Source organism: Tistrella sp., assembly GCF_002684955.1.
Classification (GTDB): domain Bacteria; phylum Pseudomonadota; class Alphaproteobacteria; order Tistrellales; family Tistrellaceae; genus Tistrella; species Tistrella mobilis.
Window position 1 is genome coordinate 30,448 of record NZ_NYWI01000086.1, and the last position, 19,879, is coordinate 50,326.

Here is a 19,879-nt window from a genome sequence, read left to right on the forward strand (position 1 = left end):
GGCGGATATTTACAGCCAGCTGTCAGGCCGTGCAAGAGAAAAAATGAAGGTCAGATGACGAAATATTTCCGGGAGGATCAGGGGACCGGAAAATCAACGGCTTCGCGCCGTCCCGGCCCGCCTCGGCCTCCTCAGCGCCGGCCGTGGGCAGCCGCGATCGAGGCATGATCCAGGAAACGGTCGACCTCCGCCGGGTCGGTCGCCCACGAGGTGACCAGGCGGATGCGCACCGTGCCGGGCGCGGGCTCGGCCCAGCGATAGAAGCCGGCCCCGGCCTTCTCCAGCGCCGCGACGGCAGGTTCCGCCAGATCGACGAACAGCTCGTTCGCCTCTACCGGATGGGCGAGCGAAACGCCGGGCAGCGACTGCAGGCCGTGGGCCAGCCGGGTTGCCATGGCATTGGCGTGGCCCGCCAGCGACAGCCAGAGATCGCCCGCCAGATAGGCGCGGAACTGGGCCGACAGGAAGCGCATCTTGGGGATCAGCAGGCCGGCGCGCTTGCGCAGATAGCCCATCGCCTCGGCAAGCTCGGGGTCGAAGACCACCACCGCCTCGGCGCCCAGCGTGCCGTTTTTGGCCGAACCGAAGCTGAGCACGTCGACACCGGCGTCCCAGGTGATCTCGGCCGGCGCCACGCCCAGATGCACGCAGGCATTGGCGAAACGCGCGCCGTCCATATGCAGCCGCACGCCCTGCTCGCGGGCGATCGCGCCCGCCCGCCGGACCTGATCGGGGGTGTAGACCGTGCCGGCCTCGGTCGCCTGGGTCAGCGTGATCGCCGCCGGCTGGGCGGCATGAACGAAGCCGCGCGGCGCCGCGGCCAGCCGCGCCGCCAGCTGGTCCAGATCCATCCGGCCGTGATCACCGGGCACGAGCGAGAGCTTGGCGCCGCCGGTATAGAATTCCGGCGCCGCGCATTCATCCATCTCCACATGCGCTTCGCTATGGGCATAGATCGTGCCCCAGCGCGGGGTCAGCGCCGCCAGCGACAGTGCATTGGCGGCGGTGCCGGTGGGCGTCATGAACACCCGGACCTCGCGGCCGAACAGCACCGCCAGATCCTCTTCCAGCGCCGCCGAGACCGGATCATTGCCGTAGGACGGGACAGAGCCCTGATTGGCGGCGACCAGCGCCTCCATCACCTTGGGATGGGCACCCACGACATGATCGCTGTGAAAATTCATCGCATCCCCCTCTGCTTCGGACCACGATCGGTCTTGGCCGCACCCCGGCCACGCGGCGGGGCATGCGGGTCGTCGCGCGGCGCCTGCCGCCCGGTGCCGCCACGGGCTGCCGCCAGCGCCGGATCCAGCCGGAATTCGGCCGCAAGCTCCACATGGCGCGACCACAGGAACTGGTCGACCGGCATCCCCCGGCCCAGCCGGTAGCCGGCCGCGGCCAGGATCTTCGCGTCACGCACGAAGGTCACCGGATTGCACGACACTGCGGCGATCAGCGGAACGCCCGAGGCGGCCAGCTGTTCCGTCAGCGCCCGCGCGCCCGCCCGCGGCGGGTCGAAAACCGCTGCGTCCAGGATGGCGAGATCGCGGGCAGAGGGCGGCCAGCGCATCAGGTCGCGCGGCTCCACCGTCACCCGGTCGGACAATCCGGCCGCGGCAGCGGCGCGAGAGAGCGCCTCCAGCGCCGGGCCTTCCACCTCGGCCGCGATCACCCGGGCGCCGCGATGGGCCAGAGCGAGCGCGAAGGTGCCAGAGCCGGCAAAGAAGTCGCCGATCGTGCCGCCCTCTTCGATCACATGGCCGCAGACGCCGGCAACGAAGCTCACCAGCGCCTCTTCGCCCGAGGCTGTCGCCTGGGCGAAGCCGGCCGGGGGCGGTTCCAGCGCCACGCCGCCGCGATGAACCATCGGCGCCTGACGCCGCACCACCACCTCGGGCTCGGCCAGGATCGCCGGGGCATTGCCGGCGCGGGGGCCGCCGCGGGCGGGGCTCTTCTGGCGGCCCTTCGGGTTGCGGCCGCGGCCACCGCGCTGCGGTTCCGGCACCGGATCGGGTTCAGGCCGCCACGAGATCCGGGCAAGGCCGGCGGTCTCGGCGAAACGCGCCAGCGCCTGCAGCCCCTCGGCGTCGGGCGCCTGCGACAGCGTCAGCACCAGATCGACGCCGCCTTCGGTCGCCTCGGCATGGGCGTCCCGGAAATGGGTGGGATGGGGGTAGCCGTCGGGGCCGGCCATGAAGGCCCGCAGCTGCGGGATCAGCCGGTCGAGTTCGGGCACCAGCAGCAGGCAATGCTCCACATCGACGACATGGCGGCTGCCGGCCTCCATATAACCGACCACCGCCTTGCGGGCGGTCGCCCGCAGCTTCCAGCTGGTCCGGCGGCGTTCCTGCGGCTCTGCCGGCAGCATCGGCGCCAGTTTCGCGTCCTCGAAGCCGTTGCGGGCCAGAATGTCGGCGACCAGGCCGCGCTTCCAGCCGCGATAATCGTGCAGCGCCATGTGCTGCAGGGCGCAGCCGCCGCAGGGGCCGAAATGCGGGCAGGCCGGCTCTACCCGCACGGGGCCCGGCTCCACCAGTTCCAGCCAGCGGGCGCGGATGCGGTCGCGTTCCACCGTCTCCACGGTCGCCGCCACCAGATCGCCCGGCAGGGCATGGGACACGAAGACCGGCCGGCCCTCATACGAGCCGATGCCGTCGCCATGGCTGCCCAGATCGGTGATCCTCACCTCGATCTGTGTGCCCGGGCGCAGCCCGCCCGCGTCATCCTCGTCACCCGGGATGCCGTCCAGTTCCGCATCTTCGCGGTCGTCGTCGCGATCGTCGTCCACACATCGTCTCGTTTTTTGACGGGGCCGGTCCCATCATACCGCCGGCCCCTGGTCGAACATCGTTACAGGTGGTGCCGGGTCAAGGCTCGACCGGCCGCGGCGGGCCATAGGCCGCAGGCCGCCCCTCGCCCACCCTCAGCAGGCCTTCGGTGAAACAGCTGCCATCGGCCGCCAGCTGCCAGCAGCGGGCCTCGATCATCTGGCCGTCCTCGACCCGGAAGATCACCCAGATCAGCCCTGCCTCCCAGGCACCGGCCAGATCGGCGGCCGAGGGCGCGGCCGCCATGTCCGGATGGCCATGATAGAGGCCGATCACCGGCGCTGTCCCGTCCTCCCGCGACCGGCGCTGCAGACGCAGGCGCAGGGCCGGGTCGATCTCGAAGGCCCGCCGCGGATCCGGGGCGAGGTTGATCGAGGCCACCGTTTCGGTCACCTCGATCCCGTCGGCCCGGGCATGGCCCAGCAGCAGGCCGCAGCCTTCGGCCGGATAGGCGGCTTCGACCGTATCGACCGCCGCCCGCATCGCCGCCGGGCGGATCATCACCCGCGGCGCCCGGATCATTTCGCCTCGGCCGCCGCAGCCGCGGCGTTCAGCGGGATGCGCCGGATCAGCAGGCCGGAGGCCCGGTCGATCACCACCAGCACCTGCGCGCCGTCGGCCCCTTCGGCGACCATCATCACATCCTCGCCCGCCGCGGCCAGGGTGACGACCTTCTCGTCCGGCATCAGCGCCGGCCCGTCGCTGCCAACCGGGCGGAGCGGCGGGGCCGGGGCGGCTGGCGGGTTGGCGGTGCGGAAATCGCCGACGATCTGGCCGGGCGCCGCCGGCTGCGGCGCCGGGGTGGTGGCCTCGGGCGTCGCCGGTGCCGTCGCAACCGGGGCCCCTGCCGGCTTCTGGTCCTTGTTAGACGTCGCCCGCTGGTATATCAGCACGCCTAGACCGGCACCGACCACCAGGATGGCGATGCCGAGCCCGATGATCACCCGCTTCAGAATGCGGGTCATGCGCTGTTCGATCGTCTCGGGCGCCTTGTCGTTCATCTGGAAGTCCCCGATCCCCCGAAGGGAGTTGATGTTTTGAGCGGACGCGATTCCCGCCGGCCCGGCGACGACGACCTGCCCCGCGAGACCGCGGTGCCGGCCGATCCTGATCTGACCGCAGAGCCGGACCTCACCGCCGACGACGCGGCCGATGCAGACGAAGACGAGCCCCTTGCCGAAGCCGGCTTCGACGACGACGAGCTGTCGGCCCTCGAAGCCGCGGCGGTGCTGGGCGGCACGGTCGACATCACCCTGCCGGCCGGTTTCGCGGAGGAACGGGCGGATCGGCTGCTGGCCAATGCCGCGCCCTCGCTGTCGCGCGGGCGGGTCCAGGCGCTGATCCGCGACGGCCGGGTCACGCTCGACGGCGCGACGATAGCCGACGCCTCCCGGCGGGTAAAGCCCGGCCAGAAGCTGACCGTGACCGTGCCGGTGCCCGAGGAACGCCGCCTTGAGCCCGAGCCCATGGCGCTCGACATCGTTTACGAGGACGACTGGCTGATCGTGGTCGACAAGCCGGCCGGGCTGGTGGTGCATCCGGGCGCCGGCAACGATCGCGGCACCCTGGTCTCGGGGCTGCTGGCCCATGGCGATGGGCGGCTGTCCTCGATCGGCGCCCCCACCCGCCCGGGCGTGGTGCACCGGATCGACAAGGACACCAGCGGCCTGATCGTGTTCGCCAAGACCGATGCCGCCCATCTGGCCCTGGCCCGGCAATTCGCCGACCACACCATCCGCCGCGCCTATACCGCCATCGTCTGGGGCGTGCCGGCGGTCGATCCCGGCCGGATCGAGGGCAATATCGGCCGCCATGCCACCGATCGCCAGCGCATGGCCGTGGTCACCCGCGGCGGCAAGCCTGCGGTGACCCATTACCGGATCGCCAATATGGTCGGCGTGGTGGAGGTGTCGGAAAAGCCTCTGGCCTCGGTGCTGGATTGCCGGCTGGAAACGGGGCGGACCCATCAGATCCGCGTCCACCTCTCTCATGTCGGCCATCCGCTGGTGGGCGACCCGGTCTATGGCCGCAGCCCCGCCCGGCTGCAGCGGATGGAAGATCCGCGGATCAAGGCCATGTGCAGCTTCCCGCGGCAGGCCCTGCATGCCCGCCGGCTGGGCTTCGTGCACCCGGTCACCGGGCGGCGCCTGAAATTCGAAAGCCCCCTGCCGCAGGACATGCGGGAGCTTCTGGCTAGTTTGGAATTCTTCTAAAGTGTGATGGACGTCATCGTCCGGCTGTGTCAGTCTGGGGTACAAGACAAGCGTGCCCGGGAACGGGTGCGCCTGTCTACCCCGACCAAGGGCTCTACCCCGACCAAGGGCGGACCAGATGAGAAACCGCCTCACCCGGAAGGTGAAAACCGGGGGATGCAGATTCTCGCGGGCTCTTAAGGTCGTGGTAACGAAAGGCGTGACATCCTCGGGACGTCGAGGGGATGCATGGTCACGAAAAGAGCATGTCGTCCCCTGGGAACTTCGGGGTGATCATATCGGTTGGCCGGACAGAGAGACCGGAAGGCCGGACGGCACGGAAGATCGGAACGCCTGACGCCACGGAATAATGTGGTGCGGCCGCATCCGGATGGACGACCGGGACGTAAGATTGGTGCAACCTGAAACGTAGGATATTGGGCGGCGGCTCGTATAAGCCTCAGAAGAGGGACGAAAACCGCCCGAGATGAACTCAACGGGTCACGCGCGCCGGAAACTGGCGCACTGCTTGCATATCTCCCCGCGACGGGACGCAAGGGCCTTCGCTCCGCATGGTGCGGACGAACCCTGCCGGTCGCACCAGGGAGAGGCGCGGCCGGACCCACCCCACCGGGACCTTGACTCCCCTGGGGTCAGTCGAGAGGAGGCACGTGCCATGGCTTCACGCACGCCCCGCACCGCCGGACGCGACAACATGTTCGATGCCGGCCTCGGCCCCTATCTGCAGCAGATCCGCCGCTATCCCGTGCTCGAACTTGAGCAGGAGCAGCGCCTTGCCCGTCGCTTCCGCGACGAAGGTGATGTACGCGCTGCGGATCAGTTGGTCAACAGCCATCTCCGCCTGGTCGCAAAGATCGCGATGGGCTATCGCGGCTATGGTCTGCCGCTGGCCGATCTGATCTCCGAAGGCAATCTCGGCATGATGCAGGCGGTGCATCGTTTCGACCCCGACCGGGGCTTCCGGCTCGCCACCTATGCGATCTGGTGGATCCGTGCGGCCATTCAGGAGTACATCATGCGGTCCTGGTCGGTGGTCCGCATGGGCACCACCGCCTCGCAGAAGCGGCTGTTCTTCAACCTGCGCCGGGTGAAGAGCGAACTCGACATCATGGGCGAGGCCGGGCTCAACGACGATCAGGTGGCGATCATCGCCGAAAAGCTGGATGTCGAGCCCTCGGACGTGGTGGCCATGGAACGCTATCTGGACGGCATCGCCAGTTCGCTGAACGAGCCGGTGCGCCAGGAAGCCGATACCGAATGGCAGGACTGGCTGGAAAGCCCCGAGGACGACCAGGAAACCATGCTGGCCGAAGCCGAGGAAACCGGCCGCGCCCGCACCCTCATCGAAGGCGCGGTCGCAAGCCTCGGCGATCGGGAACGCGACATCTTCAGCCGCCGCCGCCTGGTCGACGCCCCGGCGACGCTGGAAGATCTGAGCCAGGTCTACGGCATCAGCCGCGAACGGGTGCGCCAGATCGAGGCCCGCGCGCTGGAAAAGGTCAGCCGCTGGGTGAAACGCGAAACCCGCCGCGAAATGGGCCGCACCCCGGTGCTGCCGGCGGTGGCGATGCATCACTGAAGATCAGACGGAAAGGGCGGCCGAGAGGCCGCCTTTTTTCGTATAAGCTGCAGTATGTTCGGGAGACTGATCTGCCCGGAACGACATGCACGGCAGGGTGCGACGCAATGACGACCGAGCTGAAGGTCCGGAATATCGACGGGTCGCTGTGCGTGGATCTTCCGGAGGAGATGATTGCGCGCCTGAACATCCGCGAAGGTTCCCTGCTCTATCTGGCCGAGACGGAGGATGGCGGATACCTGCTGGTGCCGGATCATCCTCATCGCGAGAGAATACTTGCGAAGGCCAAGGAGATCATGAAGCGCTACCACAACACGCTACACCGTCTTTCGCAGTGACTGCCGTACCCATCCCGACTGCGCCCTGAACGATCACCATCGGGCGGATCTGCCTAAGCTTTCGGCAGATCCGCCCTTTCGCGTCCAGTGCCCGGCAGGGGCTGGAGGGGGAGCGAGACGACGAATTCGGCGCCGCTGCGGCCGGTGCCGAGGCCCAGGCGGCCCCCGAAGCTTTCGACGATCTGGCGACTGATGGCGAGGCCGAGCCCGGCGCCGGTCTGCTGATGGGCCGAGCCGCGGACGAATTTTTCGAAGATCCGCTCCCGATCCTCTTCGGGCACGCCGCGGCCATTGTCGCGGACGCTCGCCTCGTAGATGTCGCCGCGCACGCGGCTCGACACCACCACCTGGGGCACGGGGTCGGTGTTGTATTTGATCGCATTGGCGATCAGGTTGACCATCACCTGGGCGAGCTTGTCGCGATCGCCCAGGATCAGGACATCGCGGGTCCGCGTGCCCCGTTTCAGCACCACGCCCGAGCGCAGGGCCAGCGCCTCGCAGCTTTCGATCGCCTGATCCAGCGCCATTTCCGGATCGAGCAGGCCCGGCGACCACGACAGGCCCCGGGTCTCCAGCAGGTTCATATCCAGAATCCCGTCCAGCAGCCGGGTCAGGCGCAGGCTTTCATTCTGGATGATGCCGAGGAATCTGAGCTTCTTCGCTTCGTCCAGATCCTGGTTTTCAAGCAGGATGTCACTGAACGAGCGGATCGAGGCCATGGGTGTGCGCAATTCGTGGCTGATCTGGCTCAGGAAATCATCCTTCTGCTTGTCGACCTCGCGCAGCCGGGCATTGGCCCGGGCCAGTTCCGCGGCCGTGCTCTCGATCTGCTGCGACTTCCGCTCCAGCTCGGCCGAATAGGCGCGGATGCGCTCGGTCTCTCCCGCCAGCCGCTTCAGTTCTTCGACGCTGATCGTCTCGCTGGAGACGATGCGCGAAATCATGGTCCGGGCCGAGGCGGCGCCGATATGGGCGGCGAGCCGCTGCTCCACCGCAGTGATCAATTCGTCGCTCGCCACCGTCGCACGGCCCGCCCGGCGGTCGCGGACGAAGATCTGCACGGTTTCCGCGGGGCCCAGCACCCGGTCGGCGATCTGGCGCAGTTCGGTGATCGGGGCCGTGCGGCGCAGCACCCGCTGCTCGCTCTCGGTCCGGCGGCGGAAGACATCGATGAACAGCGCCGATTGCAGCCGGGCGAGCGGCGTCGGCTCGGTCATCATCGAGACGACGACGAAGAGCGCGGTGTTGACGAACAGGCTCCAGAAGGCGGCATGCACCAGCGGGTCGAGCCCGCTCAACCCGAACAGCGTGCGGGGCTTCAGCCAGGCCCAGCCGAAGGGGCCGTTCTGGACCAGCGCGGTCGAGATCAGGAAATGGTCCTGGAAACTGGGCAGGAACAGCATATAGGCCCAGACCAGGAAGCCGGCGATCATGCCGGCGAGGGCCCCTTTGTGGGTCGCCCGCCGCCAATAGAGCCCGCCGACCAGCGCCGGCAGAAACTGTGCTGCGCCACAGAACGAGATCAGGCCGATATCGGCGAGCGCCCCGGCCGTGGCGGCCAGACGGAAATACAGAAAGCCCAGCAGGATGATGAACAGGATGCTGGCCCGTCGCGAGCCCAGGATGAAGCTGCGCACGGTTTCGGCATTGGCATCCGACAGCGACGAAAAGCGCAGCGCCAGCGGGGTCACGATGTGGTTGGAGATCATGGTCGACAGCGCGATCGACGACACGATCACCATTGATGTGGCCGAGGAAAACCCGCCGATGAAGGCCATCAGCGCGATCACGTCCTGGCCGGCATCCAGCGGCAGGGGCAGCACATAGAGGTCGGGATTGGCATCGGGTGGCAGGCGGTTGAGCCCGGTGACCGCGATCGGCAACACCAGCAGGCAGAAGACGAAGAGATAGAGCGGAAACAGCCACGAGGCGGTGCGCAGCTGGCGGTCGTTGGAATTCTCGACCACCGTCACCTGGAACTGGCGCGGCAGACAGATGATCGCCGCACCCGACAGGATGCAGAGCGTGACCCAGCGCACGCCGAAGGTCTGCTGCGGATTGGTGAGGCTGACGGGCGCATCGGCAAGGGCGGCCGCGGGGGAGCCCGCCAGCCAGAACACCACCCAGAGTCCGACCGCGAGCAGCGCCACCAGCTTGACCACCGCTTCGAGGGCGATCGCCGCGATCACGCCGTGATGGCGCTCGTTCACGTCGATATTGCGCACGCCGAACATGATCGAGAAGACCGCGAGCCCCAGCGCCACCCAGGCGCCCGACCAGTAGTCGGGCACCAGATCGATCTTGGTGGCGGTGACGGCACCCGCCGGGAAGGTGATCACCTGGAAGCTGGCGGTCAGCGCCTGCAGCTGAAGGGCGATATAGGGCGTGGTCACGACCAGGGCCACCAGGGTGACCACGGCGCCCAGCGCCGGGTTCTTGCCGAACCGGGCCGAGATCAGGTCGGCGATCGAGGTGGTGTTGTGCACCCGCCCGACGGTGACCAGCTTGCGCAGGAACACCCACCAGCCGGTGAATACGATGGTCGGGCCGATATAGATCGTGGCGAATTCAAGCCCGCTGCGCGCCGCCGAGCCCACCGCACCGAAAAAGGTCCACGAGGTGCAGTAGACCGAAATCGACAGGGTGTAGATCAGCGGCGAGGCCGACCAGCGGGCGCGCCCGGCCCGGGCCTGCCGGTCGCAGATGAAGGCCACGGTGAACAGCACCGCGACATAGAGCAGACAGACGGTGATGACCAGATTGGCCTGGAGCATCGGTTCAGCCCCGCCCTGCCCGTCTGCGCGGCGCCCGGGACCCCGTCGCCGTTTCCTGCCGGCGCAGCCGCTCTGCCACGACGAGGGCACCGGCCACGATCAACGCCCAGACCCCGAACAGATAGACCACGATCAGCGGAATGCCGGCGATCTGCACCGGGGCCGCGAAGATCAGGATGATCGGCGGCATCAGCAGCAGAATGGCGGCATAGGGCAGCACGCCGGCCAGGTCGCGGATGCCCTGCCCCTGCCCCTGATCGTATCCCCCGCCCTCGTCGACGGGATCGCCTTCCATGGATCAGGCCCCGACGAAGTGGCTGACCCGTTCCACGATATGGGCATTCGAGAACGGCTTCACGATGAAGGCGCTGGCGCCGATCTGCTCGGCCATCTCCCGGTCATGGGCCTGGCCCTTGGCCGTGAGCACGATCACCGGCAGCCCGCCGATCGTCCGATCGGTCCGGATCGCCCGCAGCACGTCGAAACCGTTCATGCCCGGCAGCATGACGTCGAGGATAACGGCTTGAAACGGCTGTCGTCGCAGCCGGTCCAGCGCATCCGCGCCATTGGCGATGGTGTCGACCTCGAAGCCTGCCCGCGTGAGTATGAAGCTCAGCGACTCCGCGATATTCGGCTCATCTTCGGCGATGAGTATGCGCGCCCTTGACAAGGCATCTATCCTCCCCGGTTTTTTGTCCAGCCTACAGCCATCGCCGACCCGCCCCCAAGGGTTTTCCGGATCATGTGATCAACGGGGCTTCCTGGCGATGGTCGCAACCGTTGCGCGGACAGAGCCGGCAGACCGTGCCGAGGGGGATGGTGGCGGTGGCCCGGTCGATGCCGTCGCCCTGCACCAGCCGGTCGGCATCGGCGGCCGCGGCGGCCAGCATCACCGACAGCAGGTGCCGGGGCCGGTCGGCCGCAGGCGGCCGCTTTTCCACCGCGCGGGCGAAGAACAGGAAGGCATCGCCCGAGGGCAGTTCACCGAAGGCGCGCGCCGTCACCCCCGGGGTCTGGAAGGCGCCGTAGATCGGCCAGAGCGGGCAGGCATTGCCATAGCGTGGCAGCGGCAGCCGCGGCAGCGACATGCGCTTGGTCACATAGCCGGAACTGTCGGAGCGCATGAAGGCGAAGCGCACCCCTTCGGCGCCCGGCCGGCGGAGCGTGGCGGCCCGATGCGCGGCCTGTTCATAGGAAACGCCGAAGATCCGGCCCAGCCGGTCCAGGTCGTAGCGATGGCGCTCCGCCGCCTCAAGAAAGCGGTCATAGGGCATGACGATGGCGGCGGCCATGTAGGATTGCAGCGCCGCCGCGGCCAGCACCCGCGCCTCGTCGGTGCCGAGTGCCGGATGGGCGGCGACGAAGGCCTGGATCTCGTCCCCCGCCAGCACGGCGGCAAGATCGCGCAGCAGGCCGAAGCGCCGCCGCTCGGGCGTCAGCGGATCATCCTCGGGCAGGGCGATCCCCAGCCGGGCGGCGGCGGCAGCTTCGGGCGTTTCTCCCCGCCGCAGCCCGGTGCGGAACCCCTCGGCCGCCGTTTCGAGGAACGGAAAATGATTGCCGGTCTCATAGATAAACGTGTCGACATGTTCCATCACGGTCGAGGACCGGACCCGCATATGGGCGCTGTCGAAAAACCCGGCGAGACGCTGAGCGGTTTCCGCCAGGCGGTGGCTGTCCGAGGCGACGATGGCGGTGAAACGTGCCCGGTCCGCCTCTTCCAGATCGCCGCCTTCCAGGATTTCGGCCGCCGACGACACCGCCGCCGCCCGGGTCAGGATCCGGTGGACGCTCTCGCCCAGGAAGGGGTCGTGGTTCAGCCGGTCGGCCATGGCCAGCACCACCTGGCGCTGATCCATCCAGGCCCGATAGACCCCGAGCAGCAGCGCCGCCCAGCCGGGGGCCCGGCCGACCAGTTCCTCGGCCGCTTCGGCGGGCGGCGCGCCATCGGACACCGCCGGATCGGCGGCGATCTCGTTCAGCATGTCGACCAGCCGACGCTCGGCACCGCCATCCAGCAGGCCGCGGGGCACGCCGATCCCGCGGGCGATCCGGTCCAGCAGCTCCCCCGCCACCGGCCGGCGATCATGTTCTATCAGGTTGAGATAGGCCGCAGAAATCCCTGCGCGACGCGCAAGCGCGCCCTGCGTCAACCCCGCCTCCTTGCGCAGGGTCCGGATCTTCATGCCGGTCAGCGTGCGCGACATTTCCCCTCTCCCCACCAGCGCTCTTGTAAATTAATCACAAAACATGGACATATCGACTCAAAAGATTTACAAAATTATATAACCAAAACAATGACTTATTGAAACACGTCACAAATGAGGGAAGGATAGTGCCCAGGCGGGAACGCCTGACGCGCCGGCCCGCGGATCGGCGCGATCAAGATACGGGAGGAGACATAATGAGCATCGTTCGGATGAACCGACGTGCCTTCCTGAGGAGCAGTGCACTCGTCGGTGCCGGGCTCGCCGTACCGACCATCTTCACCAGCGCCTCCAGAGCCGCGGACTTCTGCAACGCACCGACCGGCAGCACCGTGACCCTCGGCTTCAACGTGCCCCAGACGGGGCCCTATGCCGACGAGGGTGCGGACGAGCTGCGCGCCTATCAGCTGGCCGTCAAGCACCTCAACGGCGAGGGCGACGGCGGCATGCTGAACACGTTCAAGGGCTCGCAGCTGAAGGGCAACGGCATCCTGGGCAAGAAGGTCGCCTTCGTCACCGGCGACACGCAGACCAAATCCGATGCGGCCCGCGCCTCGGCCACCCGCATGATCGAGCGTGACGGCGCGATCATGATCACCGGCGGCTCGTCGTCGGGTGTGGCCGTGGCGGTGCAGTCGCTTTGCCAGGACGCCGGCGTGATCTTCATGTCCGGCCTGACCCATTCCAACGACACCACCGGCAAGGACAAGCGCCGCAACGGTTTCCGGCACTTCTTCAATGCCTATATGTCGGGTCAGGCGCTGGGGCCGGTGCTGGGCGAAGCCTATGGCAAGGACCGCAAGGCCTATCACCTGACCGCCGACTATACCTGGGGCTGGACCCAGGAAGAATCGATCAAGGCGGCCACCGAGAAACTGGGCTGGAAGACGGTGGCAACCGTCAGAACCCCGCTCGGCGCGGCGGATTTCTCGCAGTATCTGACCCCGGTGCTGAGCTCGGGCGCGGATGTGCTGATCCTCAACCACTATGGCGGCGACATGATCAACTCGCTGACCCAGGCGGTGCAGTTCGGCATGCGCGACAAGCAGGTGAACGGCAAGAATTTCGAGATCGTCGTCCCGCTGTTCTCGGAACTGATGGCCCAGGGTGCGGGCGATGCCGTGAAGGGCATCTACGGCACCGCCAACTGGGACTGGAAGCTGGAGGACGAAGGCACCAGGGCCTTCACCAAATCCTTCGGTCAGGAATACGGCCAGCCGCCGTCGCAGGCCGCCCACACCTGCTATGTGCAGGCCCTGCTCTACGCCAATGCCTGCGAAATGGCCGGCACCTTCAATCCCGAGGGTGTGGTCAAGGCGCTGGAGGGCTTCAAGTTCGACGGGCTCGGCAACGGTCCCACTCTCTATCGTGCCGACGATCACCAGTGCTTCAAACCGGTGCTGGTCGTGCAGGGTAAGGAGAACCCCGCCGACAAGTTCGACCTGATGCGTATCGTCAAGCAGGTGCCCACCGAGGACGTGATGTACGACGCCGCAATGTTCGGCGGCGAGCTCGGCCCGGTCAACTCCCGCTGCTGACCCGTTGAGGGATCCAGGGCCGGCCCCGGCGACGGGACCGGCCCGTCCTCATATGCGCGCGTCGCGCATGCGCGTATCTCCTGCCCTCTTGGAAGCGGCCCGCGCAGGCGGGGCTGGAAAAACCCATGGACGCATTCGCTCTCCAACTGCTCAACGGTCTGGACAAGGGCGGCGCCTATGCGCTGATCGCCCTGGGCCTCACTCTGGTCTTCGGCACGCTCGGTGTGGTGAATTTCGCCCACGGCGCCCTGTTCATGATCGGCGCCTTCATCGCCGTCAGCGTGAACGGGCTGCTGCGCCTGGAAACCGTGACCATCGATCCCACCAAGCTGACCCCCTGGGGATCGCCCATGGAGGTGCGCACGCCCCTTGTTCAGGCCTGGCTGGGCGATTTCGGCGGCTTCCTGTTGCAGTATTCGGTGCCACTGTCGATCCTGGTCGCGATACCGGTGATGCTGCTGCTGGGCGTCGCCATGGAACGCGGGCTGATCCGCTATTTCTACCGCCGCACCCATGCCGAACAGATCCTGGTGACCTTCGGCCTCGCCATCGTGCTGCAGGAGCTGATCAAGGCCGCCTTCGGCGCCAACCCGATCTCGATGGCCGCGCCGCCGGCCTTTTCGGGCAGCGCCAATATCGGCGAGTGGATCGGGCTCGGCGCCGGGGTGATCTATCCCTGGTGGCGGCTGGTCTATCTGGGCTTCGCCCTGGTCATCATCGCGGGCGTGATCGCCTTCCTGCAATTCACCACCTACGGCATGGTCGTGCGGGCCGGCATGCAGGACCGCCAGACCGTCGGTTTCCTGGGCATCAACATCCAGCGCCGCTTCACGATCGTCTTCGGCATCGCGGCCGCGGTCGCCGGCATGGCGGGGGTGATGTACACGCCGATCGTGCCGCCCAGCTACCATATCGGCATGGAATTCCTGGTGCTCTCCTTCGTCGTCGTCGTGGTCGGCGGCATGGGATCGATCAGCGGTGCGGTCGCCGCCGGCTTCCTGCTCGGCATCCTGCAGAGCTTCGCCTCGATGACCGAGGTCAAGGCCGTGATCCCCGGCATCGACCAGGTGATCGTCTACCTCGTCGCCGTCGCCGTGCTCCTGATCCGGCCGCGCGGGCTGATGGGTCGCAAGGGCGTGATGGAGAACTGAGATGCGCACGCTTCGCCACGACCTGATCTATATGGCCGTCTTCACCCTGGTCATCCTGACCATGCCGCTGTGGATGCAGCCCTTCGGTGCCGCCTATCCCGATCTGCTTCAGCGGTTCGCGATCTACGGCATTCTGGCCATCGGCTTCAACGTCCTGTTCGGCATGACCGGCTATCTGTCCTTCGGCCATGCCGCCTTTCTGGGCGTCGGGTCCTATGCCGCGATGTGGTCGTTCAAGCTGCTGACCATGAGCGCCATCCCGGCGCTGATCTTCGGCGTGCTGGTCTCAGGCATCTTCGCCGCGGTGATCGGCTTCATCAGCCTGCGCCGCAGCGGCATCTATTTCTCGATCCTGACGCTCGCCTTCGCCCAGATGTCCTACAATCTGGCCTATTCGGTGCTCACCCCCATCACCAATGGTGAAACCGGGCTGCAGCTGTCGCAGAGCGATCCCAGGGTCATCGATGCGGCGCTGGGCGTCGAGCCGACCGTCGGCCTGCCGGTGCCGACCATCTTCGGCATGGATATGAGCGGCTTCGGCGGCTTCTATTTCTGCGCGGTGCTGCTGATCCTGGGCTTCTTCCTGACGCTCCGGATCGACAATTCGCCCTTCGGCATGATGCTGCGGGCGATCAAGTCCAACCAGACCCGCATGGCCTATACCGGCTTCAACACCCGGCCCTATACCATGGCCGCCTTCGTGATCTCGGGCATGTATGCCGGCCTCGCCGGCGCGCTGCTGGTGGTGACCGACCCGCTGGCAGGGGCCGAGCGCATGCAGTGGACCGCCTCGGGCGAGGTGGTGCTGATGACCATTCTGGGCGGCGCCGGCACCCTGCTCGGCCCGCTGATCGGGGCGACCGTCATCAAGTATTTCGAGAACATCTTCTCGGCCTATCACCATGCCAAGCTGGAAGATGCGCTCTCCTTCCTGCCCGACGGGCTGCAGCACACCATGGTAACGGTCATCTCCCCCTTCGTGGGCGAGGGCTGGCACCTGACGCTCGGCCTGATCTTCCTGGTGATCGTGATCTTCCTGCCCGGCGGGCTGATGGAGGGCGCCCGGCGGATCCGGGCGGCCTGGACACGGCGCCGGCAGCCTGCGACGGCGGATCAGACCACGGGCGGCCTGCGCCCGGCCAAGGCGGAATAGGAGATGACGGCCATGGAGAATGCAGTCCTCCACGTCGCCGATGTGCAGAAGAATTTCCGGGGTCTGAAGGCGCTGTCGGATATCGACCTCCAGGTCATGGAGGGCACCACCCACGCCATCATCGGCCCGAACGGCGCCGGCAAATCCACTTTGCTCAATGTCTGCATCGGGCGGCTGCCGCCGGATTCGGGTGCCGTGGTGTTCGACGGCGAGGTCATCACCGGCAAGAAGCCGCACGAGATCAACCAGATGGGCATCGCGCGCGTCTTCCAGACGCCCGAGATCTTTCCCGATCTCACCCTCTTGCAGAATGTGATGGTGCCGGCCTTTGCGAAGCGCGACGGATCGTTCAGGCTCAACCCGTTGCAGATGGTGTCGGCCCAGGCGGCGATCCGCGACGAGGCGGAGCACTGGCTGACCGATGTCGGGCTGAAAGAGCACATGCACCGCACCGCCGGCAGCCTGTCGCGCGGCGACAAGCGGCGGCTGGAACTGGCCATGGCGCTGGTCCAGCACCCCCGCCTGCTGCTGCTGGACGAGCCCACCGCCGGTATGTCACGCCACGACACCAACTCCACGATCGATCTGCTGAAGAAGATCAAGGAGCGCGGCATGACCAAGGTGATCATCGAACACGACATGCATGTGGTGTTCTCTCTGGCCGACCGGATCACCGTGCTGGCCCAGGGGCGGATCATCGCCGATGGCGCGCCCGACGAGGTGCGCGCCAATCCGAAGGTGCGCGAGGCCTATCTCGGAGGAAACCACTGATGAACGCGATGCCTTCCGCCGGGCCGGCCGCCGCCTCCGCCAAGGCCCCCTATTTCAGCGTGCGCAACATTCACGCCTATTACGGCGAAAGCTACATCGTCCAGGGGGTCAGCTTCGACATGGCCGAGGGCGATGTCGTCGCCCTGCTCGGCCGCAACGGCGCCGGCAAGACCTCGACGCTGCGCACCCTTGCCCGGGCCACCGACCCTGAACTCAAAAGCGGCGAGATCTGGCTGAACGGCGCCGCGCTGCACAAAATGCGCGATTTCGAGGCGGCCAAACACGGCGTGCAGCTGGTGCAGGAAGACCGCCGGATCATCCCCGGCCTGACGGTTGAAGAGAACCTGCAGCTGGCCCAGATCGCCGAGCCCAAGGGCTGGCCGCTGGAGCGGATCTATGAACGCTTCCCGCGGCTTGCCGAACGGCGCCACCAGGAGGGGGTGACGCTGTCCGGCGGCGAACAGCAGATGCTGGCGGTGGCCCGCGCCCTTGCCCGCGACCTGAAGCTGCTGCTGCTGGACGAGCCCTATGAAGGGCTGGCGCCGGTGATCGTGGAAGAGATCGAGCGCATCGTCGCCGAGATCAAGCAGATGGGCATCACCACCATCATCGTCGAACAGAACGCGGTCGCGGCGCTTCAGCTCGCCAACCGCGCGCTGATCCTGCATATGGGCGAAATCGTCTTCGACGGCTCGGCGCAGGCCGTGCTCGACGATGCGGAGCTGCGGAACGAGTATCTGGCGATCTGAGGCCGGCCAGACCTTACGACGACGGCATCACCCGGTGATGCCGTCGCCCCATTCTTCGCGCAGCTTTTCCTGGCGGGCTTCGAGTTTCGCGACCGAGCGGTCATGGCCGGCATCGGCGAAGACGCCGGCGACCAGCGGCGCCAGCCAGACCAGCGACCAGCCGACCCCGGCGGCACCATACATCTGCAGCCAGACGATCGGATCGCCGACCATCATCCGCGCCTGCGACAGCAGATGGCCGGTCAGCCACAGATCGCGCAGCACCGGCAGCACGCCGGCCAGATTGCAGGCGGTGATGCATTTGGCGGTATAGGCGCCGGGCCGGTTTTCCATGAACACCGCCACCAGCGACGGCGCCATGCCGATCGCCAGCACCAGGGCGGTGGGGGTCGCGAAGATCGCGAGCGTGCCCAGCACCGCCAGAAAGGTCAGCGGCAGGGTCATGCTCTTCTGTTTGGCCGGCGCGCGCCGGGCCGCGGTCTTCTTCTTCGCCATCCTTGCCCCCGCCGGTCAGACGTCGCCCAGGGTGAGCGCCGCCAGCACCCCGAGCAGGATCATATAGCCCAGCATCGCCGCGACCTGGCGGCCGAAATGCTGCGCCTCCAGCCGCCGGGCCGCCCGGGTCTCGTTCAGCCGGCGGATGCCGAAAGACAGCTGGGCATGCAGCGCCTGGGCATTGGCCATGCCGCGGTTGTCGGCCTCGCGCCGTTCGGGATTGTCGACGATCGCCCGAAGCGCGTTCAGGGAGCCGAGCGGCGCCACCCGCTCCAGCTCTTTCTCCATCCATTCCCGCGTGGTCTTGCCGTTATAGCTCTGCACCACCGGCCCCAGCCGCTGCACCAGCCAGCGGGCCAGCATCGGCACGCGCACCTGGGGCTGGGTTTCCTGGGCGAGGCTCAACAGGTTGAGCTGAGCAAGCCGTTCCGAGGCCTCGCCGTCGCCGCCCACCACCACGCCGCGCAGCGCCCCGGCATAAGAGATGCTGAGTTTGGTGGCGATGAAGGCGGCAATATGGCGGTCGACCGGTGCCGTGCCCCGCCCCGCCCCGCGGGCGCGGTGATCCAGCGCCATCAGCAGGTCGGCCACGCTCTGCGGATAGGCGTCGGCGACCAGCGGGCTCAGGCATGGCAGGGTCGGGTTCAGGTCGTAGAGCACCCGCTCCAGCCCGAAGCCCATCATCGGCTCGGCCACGAAACCGCGCAGCCGCATGAAATCGGCCATCTCGCTCTGCGCCAGGCGCCGCTTGGTCTGATCGTTCGGATCGACCAGGCTGAGCCCGATCATCGGCAGGCCTTCCATCAGTATTTCGGCCATGGCCTGGCGGGTGTCGCGGTCGTCGTCGAGAAAGGCGACCGCGATCAGCGGCCCCAGCCCGTCCTTCATCACCGCCACATGGCGCAGCCGCAGCGGCCCTTCAGGATCGAGCGCCGCGAGCACCCGGGCGAGCGTGGCATCGCCGCCCGGCCCGGCATCGACCCGGCCGGCGGCGATCGCCTGGGTGATCATGTTGCCGCGCCGCTCGTCGCCGATCGCCCGCGCGACCCAGCCGTCGAGCTTTTCGTCGATCACGATCCTGAGCGCTTCCCGCCAGTTCTCGGCCAGCGCGGTGGCGAGACTCATGGCATTGGTGTGCTCGATGCCCTTGAAGATGAAGGATCGCGCCGCCTGCGGCCGGGTGGAATGCATGGCGCCGATGCTGCGTCGGCCGTCCAGCCAGGCCCTGACCTCTTCATAGCCCCAGCGTTCCTCGGCATTGTCGCTCAACAGCCCGCGCAGCAGGCCGCCGACATCGGTGCCGAACCGCGCCCGATCGGTCAGCGCCACATAGGATCCGCGCTCCAGCCGGCGGCGCATCAGATCCGCCGCCGCCTCCGCGCTTTCCAGCCCCGGCACCCGGCGGGCCAGCGCCGCGGCGAACAGTGCGCCCAGCGCAAAGAAATCCTCGCGCGGGCCGCCCTCGCCGCGGCCTGCCGGCAGGGCGGCCGCCCGTTCGACGCTTTCGAAGGCGATCGGCTGGCCCTCGCCCGGCGGGCCGCACAGGCAGTCGCCCAGCGCGATACGCGTCCGGGCCAGATCGGCGAAATAGAGATTGTCGAGCGCGATCGCCCGATGCGCCATGCGCGCATCGTGCAGCGCCTTCAGCGCCGCGATCAGCGGCCGGAGCAGCAGCCGCGACAGTTCCAGATCGTCGCGGTTCTGGCCGTCGGTCTTCAGCCAGTCGATCACCCGACCACCGAGCGGACGTTCCAGGATCACCGCGAAGCGCCGGCCCTTGCCGTCGCCCGGGTCGATCACCCCGCCTTCGACGGTGCGCAACAGCCCGGGCTGGTCGATCCGGCGGACCACCCGCAGCCAGTCGTCGCGCACCGGCCGGCCGCGCCGGGCGACCAGGGCGATCAGCGGCCGGTCCTTCTCGCGCAGATCCTCGGCGCCGAAAGCCTCGACATGCGGCCGGTCGAACTCCTCCAGCCGCACGCCCGGTATCATCCGGTAGCGTCCGCCGATGATGGTATGTTCGTTCTGCCCGGCTTCCGACATCCAGACGCGCCCCGTCCCCTACCCGCTCCCGTCCGGTCGC

Annotated in this window: 18 protein-coding genes; 8 read left to right on the forward strand and 10 right to left on the reverse strand. The window is 67.6% G+C overall.

Annotated features, from left to right (window positions below; all coding sequences use genetic code 11):
• Positions 1-131 precede the first annotated feature (131 nt).
• From CMO28_RS28265 to CMO28_RS28280, 4 genes are all read right to left on the reverse strand, one after another.
• Positions 132-1,184: a threonine aldolase family protein gene (locus CMO28_RS28265; protein ID WP_014744457.1), complete on the reverse strand. Its 1,053-nt coding sequence runs from the start codon at positions 1,182-1,184 to the stop codon at positions 132-134.
• Positions 1,181-2,788 carry a class I SAM-dependent RNA methyltransferase gene (locus tag CMO28_RS28270; protein WP_296720459.1) on the reverse strand — a complete coding sequence of 536 codons (1,608 nt, stop codon included), beginning with the start codon at positions 2,786-2,788 and terminating at the stop codon, positions 1,181-1,183. The genes CMO28_RS28265 and CMO28_RS28270 overlap by 4 nt, the downstream gene beginning before the upstream one ends.
• 79 nt (positions 2,789-2,867) lie before the next feature.
• Entirely contained in the window at positions 2,868-3,350 is a 483-nt protein-coding gene (locus CMO28_RS28275; protein WP_296720462.1) for a Mov34/MPN/PAD-1 family protein, read from the reverse strand.
• Positions 3,347-3,829, reverse strand: a complete 483-nt coding sequence (locus tag CMO28_RS28280) for a hypothetical protein (protein ID WP_296720466.1) — start codon at positions 3,827-3,829, stop codon at positions 3,347-3,349. Before CMO28_RS28280 ends, CMO28_RS28275 begins: the two co-directional genes overlap by 4 nt.
• A gap of 36 nt (positions 3,830-3,865) precedes the next feature.
• Between CMO28_RS28280 and CMO28_RS28285 the strand changes: the two genes are divergently transcribed.
• The 3 genes from CMO28_RS28285 (at position 3,866) to CMO28_RS28295 (ending at position 6,958) form a co-directional block, all read left to right on the forward strand.
• Positions 3,866-5,041: an RluA family pseudouridine synthase gene (locus CMO28_RS28285; protein WP_296720469.1), complete on the forward strand. Its 1,176-nt coding sequence runs from the start codon at positions 3,866-3,868 to the stop codon at positions 5,039-5,041.
• 655 nt (positions 5,042-5,696) lie between these two features.
• Positions 5,697-6,620 (forward strand): RNA polymerase sigma factor RpoH, encoded by a 924-nt coding sequence (gene rpoH, locus CMO28_RS28290; protein WP_296720471.1) that lies wholly within the window; start codon positions 5,697-5,699, stop codon positions 6,618-6,620.
• Positions 6,621-6,727: 107 nt separating this feature from the next.
• A complete protein-coding gene (locus tag CMO28_RS28295; protein ID WP_296720475.1) occupies positions 6,728-6,958 on the forward strand; it encodes an AbrB family transcriptional regulator in 231 nt (76 codons plus the stop codon).
• Between the two features lie 53 nt (positions 6,959-7,011).
• Here the strand turns inward: CMO28_RS28295 and CMO28_RS28300 are convergent, their stop codons facing one another.
• From CMO28_RS28300 to CMO28_RS28315, 4 genes are all read right to left on the reverse strand, one after another.
• Positions 7,012-9,732 (reverse strand): sensor histidine kinase, encoded by a 2,721-nt coding sequence (locus tag CMO28_RS28300; protein WP_296720479.1) that lies wholly within the window; start codon positions 9,730-9,732, stop codon positions 7,012-7,014.
• A gap of 4 nt (positions 9,733-9,736) precedes the next feature.
• Positions 9,737-10,027: a hypothetical protein gene (locus CMO28_RS28305; RefSeq protein ID WP_296720480.1), complete on the reverse strand. Its 291-nt coding sequence runs from the start codon at positions 10,025-10,027 to the stop codon at positions 9,737-9,739.
• A 3-nt stretch (positions 10,028-10,030) separates the two neighbouring features.
• Entirely contained in the window at positions 10,031-10,402 is a 372-nt protein-coding gene (locus CMO28_RS28310) for a response regulator transcription factor (RefSeq protein WP_014744448.1), read from the reverse strand.
• A 70-nt stretch (positions 10,403-10,472) separates the two neighbouring features.
• Complete coding sequence (locus CMO28_RS28315) at positions 10,473-11,939, reverse strand: helix-turn-helix domain-containing protein (RefSeq protein ID WP_296720485.1); 1,467 nt, start codon at positions 11,937-11,939, stop codon at positions 10,473-10,475.
• A gap of 197 nt (positions 11,940-12,136) precedes the next feature.
• Here CMO28_RS28315 and CMO28_RS28320 point away from each other — a divergent pair, with 197 nt between their 5' ends.
• From CMO28_RS28320 to CMO28_RS28340, 5 genes are all read left to right on the forward strand, one after another.
• A complete protein-coding gene (locus CMO28_RS28320) occupies positions 12,137-13,477 on the forward strand; it encodes a substrate-binding protein (protein WP_296720487.1) in 1,341 nt (446 codons plus the stop codon).
• A 125-nt stretch (positions 13,478-13,602) separates the two neighbouring features.
• Positions 13,603-14,628, forward strand: a complete 1,026-nt coding sequence (locus CMO28_RS28325) for a branched-chain amino acid ABC transporter permease (protein ID WP_014744445.1) — start codon at positions 13,603-13,605, stop codon at positions 14,626-14,628.
• Position 14,629: 1 nt separating this feature from the next.
• Complete coding sequence (locus CMO28_RS28330) at positions 14,630-15,781, forward strand: branched-chain amino acid ABC transporter permease (protein WP_014744444.1); 1,152 nt, start codon at positions 14,630-14,632, stop codon at positions 15,779-15,781.
• A 12-nt stretch (positions 15,782-15,793) separates the two neighbouring features.
• Positions 15,794-16,552 (forward strand): ABC transporter ATP-binding protein, encoded by a 759-nt coding sequence (locus tag CMO28_RS28335; RefSeq protein ID WP_062769711.1) that lies wholly within the window; start codon positions 15,794-15,796, stop codon positions 16,550-16,552.
• Positions 16,552-17,301 (forward strand): ABC transporter ATP-binding protein, encoded by a 750-nt coding sequence (locus tag CMO28_RS28340; RefSeq protein WP_014744442.1) that lies wholly within the window; start codon positions 16,552-16,554, stop codon positions 17,299-17,301. Before CMO28_RS28335 ends, CMO28_RS28340 begins: the two co-directional genes overlap by 1 nt.
• Before the next feature lie 27 nt (positions 17,302-17,328).
• Here the strand turns inward: CMO28_RS28340 and CMO28_RS28345 are convergent, their stop codons facing one another.
• On the reverse strand, positions 17,329-17,796 hold the full coding sequence (locus tag CMO28_RS28345) for a hypothetical protein (RefSeq protein WP_014744441.1): 468 nt from the start codon (positions 17,794-17,796) through the stop codon (positions 17,329-17,331).
• 15 nt (positions 17,797-17,811) lie between these two features.
• Positions 17,812-19,839 (reverse strand): hypothetical protein, encoded by a 2,028-nt coding sequence (locus CMO28_RS28350; RefSeq protein ID WP_296720497.1) that lies wholly within the window; start codon positions 19,837-19,839, stop codon positions 17,812-17,814.
• Positions 19,840-19,879 lie beyond the last annotated feature (40 nt).

Excerpts from the sequence above, each read along its gene's own strand:
- rpoH (WP_296720471.1), top strand. The coding sequence starts at position 5,697 with ATGGCTTCACGCACGCCCCGCACCGCCGGACGCGACAACATGTTCGAT.
- CMO28_RS28335 (WP_062769711.1), top strand. The coding sequence starts at position 15,794 with ATGGAGAATGCAGTCCTCCACGTCGCCGATGTGCAGAAGAATTTCCGG.
- CMO28_RS28280 (WP_296720466.1), bottom strand. The coding sequence starts at position 3,829 with ATGAACGACAAGGCGCCCGAGACGATCGAACAGCGCATGACCCGCATT.
- CMO28_RS28330 (WP_014744444.1), top strand. The coding sequence starts at position 14,630 with ATGCGCACGCTTCGCCACGACCTGATCTATATGGCCGTCTTCACCCTG.
- CMO28_RS28345 (WP_014744441.1), bottom strand. The coding sequence starts at position 17,796 with ATGGCGAAGAAGAAGACCGCGGCCCGGCGCGCGCCGGCCAAACAGAAG.
- CMO28_RS28295 (WP_296720475.1), top strand. The coding sequence starts at position 6,728 with ATGACGACCGAGCTGAAGGTCCGGAATATCGACGGGTCGCTGTGCGTG.
- CMO28_RS28265 (WP_014744457.1), bottom strand. The coding sequence starts at position 1,184 with ATGAATTTTCACAGCGATCATGTCGTGGGTGCCCATCCCAAGGTGATG.
- CMO28_RS28305 (WP_296720480.1), bottom strand. The coding sequence starts at position 10,027 with ATGGAAGGCGATCCCGTCGACGAGGGCGGGGGATACGATCAGGGGCAG.
- CMO28_RS28340 (WP_014744442.1), top strand. The coding sequence starts at position 16,552 with ATGAACGCGATGCCTTCCGCCGGGCCGGCCGCCGCCTCCGCCAAGGCC.
- CMO28_RS28350 (WP_296720497.1), bottom strand. The coding sequence starts at position 19,839 with ATGTCGGAAGCCGGGCAGAACGAACATACCATCATCGGCGGACGCTAC.
- CMO28_RS28325 (WP_014744445.1), top strand. The coding sequence starts at position 13,603 with ATGGACGCATTCGCTCTCCAACTGCTCAACGGTCTGGACAAGGGCGGC.
- CMO28_RS28275 (WP_296720462.1), bottom strand. The coding sequence starts at position 3,350 with ATGATCCGGGCGCCGCGGGTGATGATCCGCCCGGCGGCGATGCGGGCG.
- CMO28_RS28320 (WP_296720487.1), top strand. The coding sequence starts at position 12,137 with ATGAGCATCGTTCGGATGAACCGACGTGCCTTCCTGAGGAGCAGTGCA.
- CMO28_RS28315 (WP_296720485.1), bottom strand. The coding sequence starts at position 11,939 with ATGTCGCGCACGCTGACCGGCATGAAGATCCGGACCCTGCGCAAGGAG.
- CMO28_RS28300 (WP_296720479.1), bottom strand. The coding sequence starts at position 9,732 with ATGCTCCAGGCCAATCTGGTCATCACCGTCTGTCTGCTCTATGTCGCG.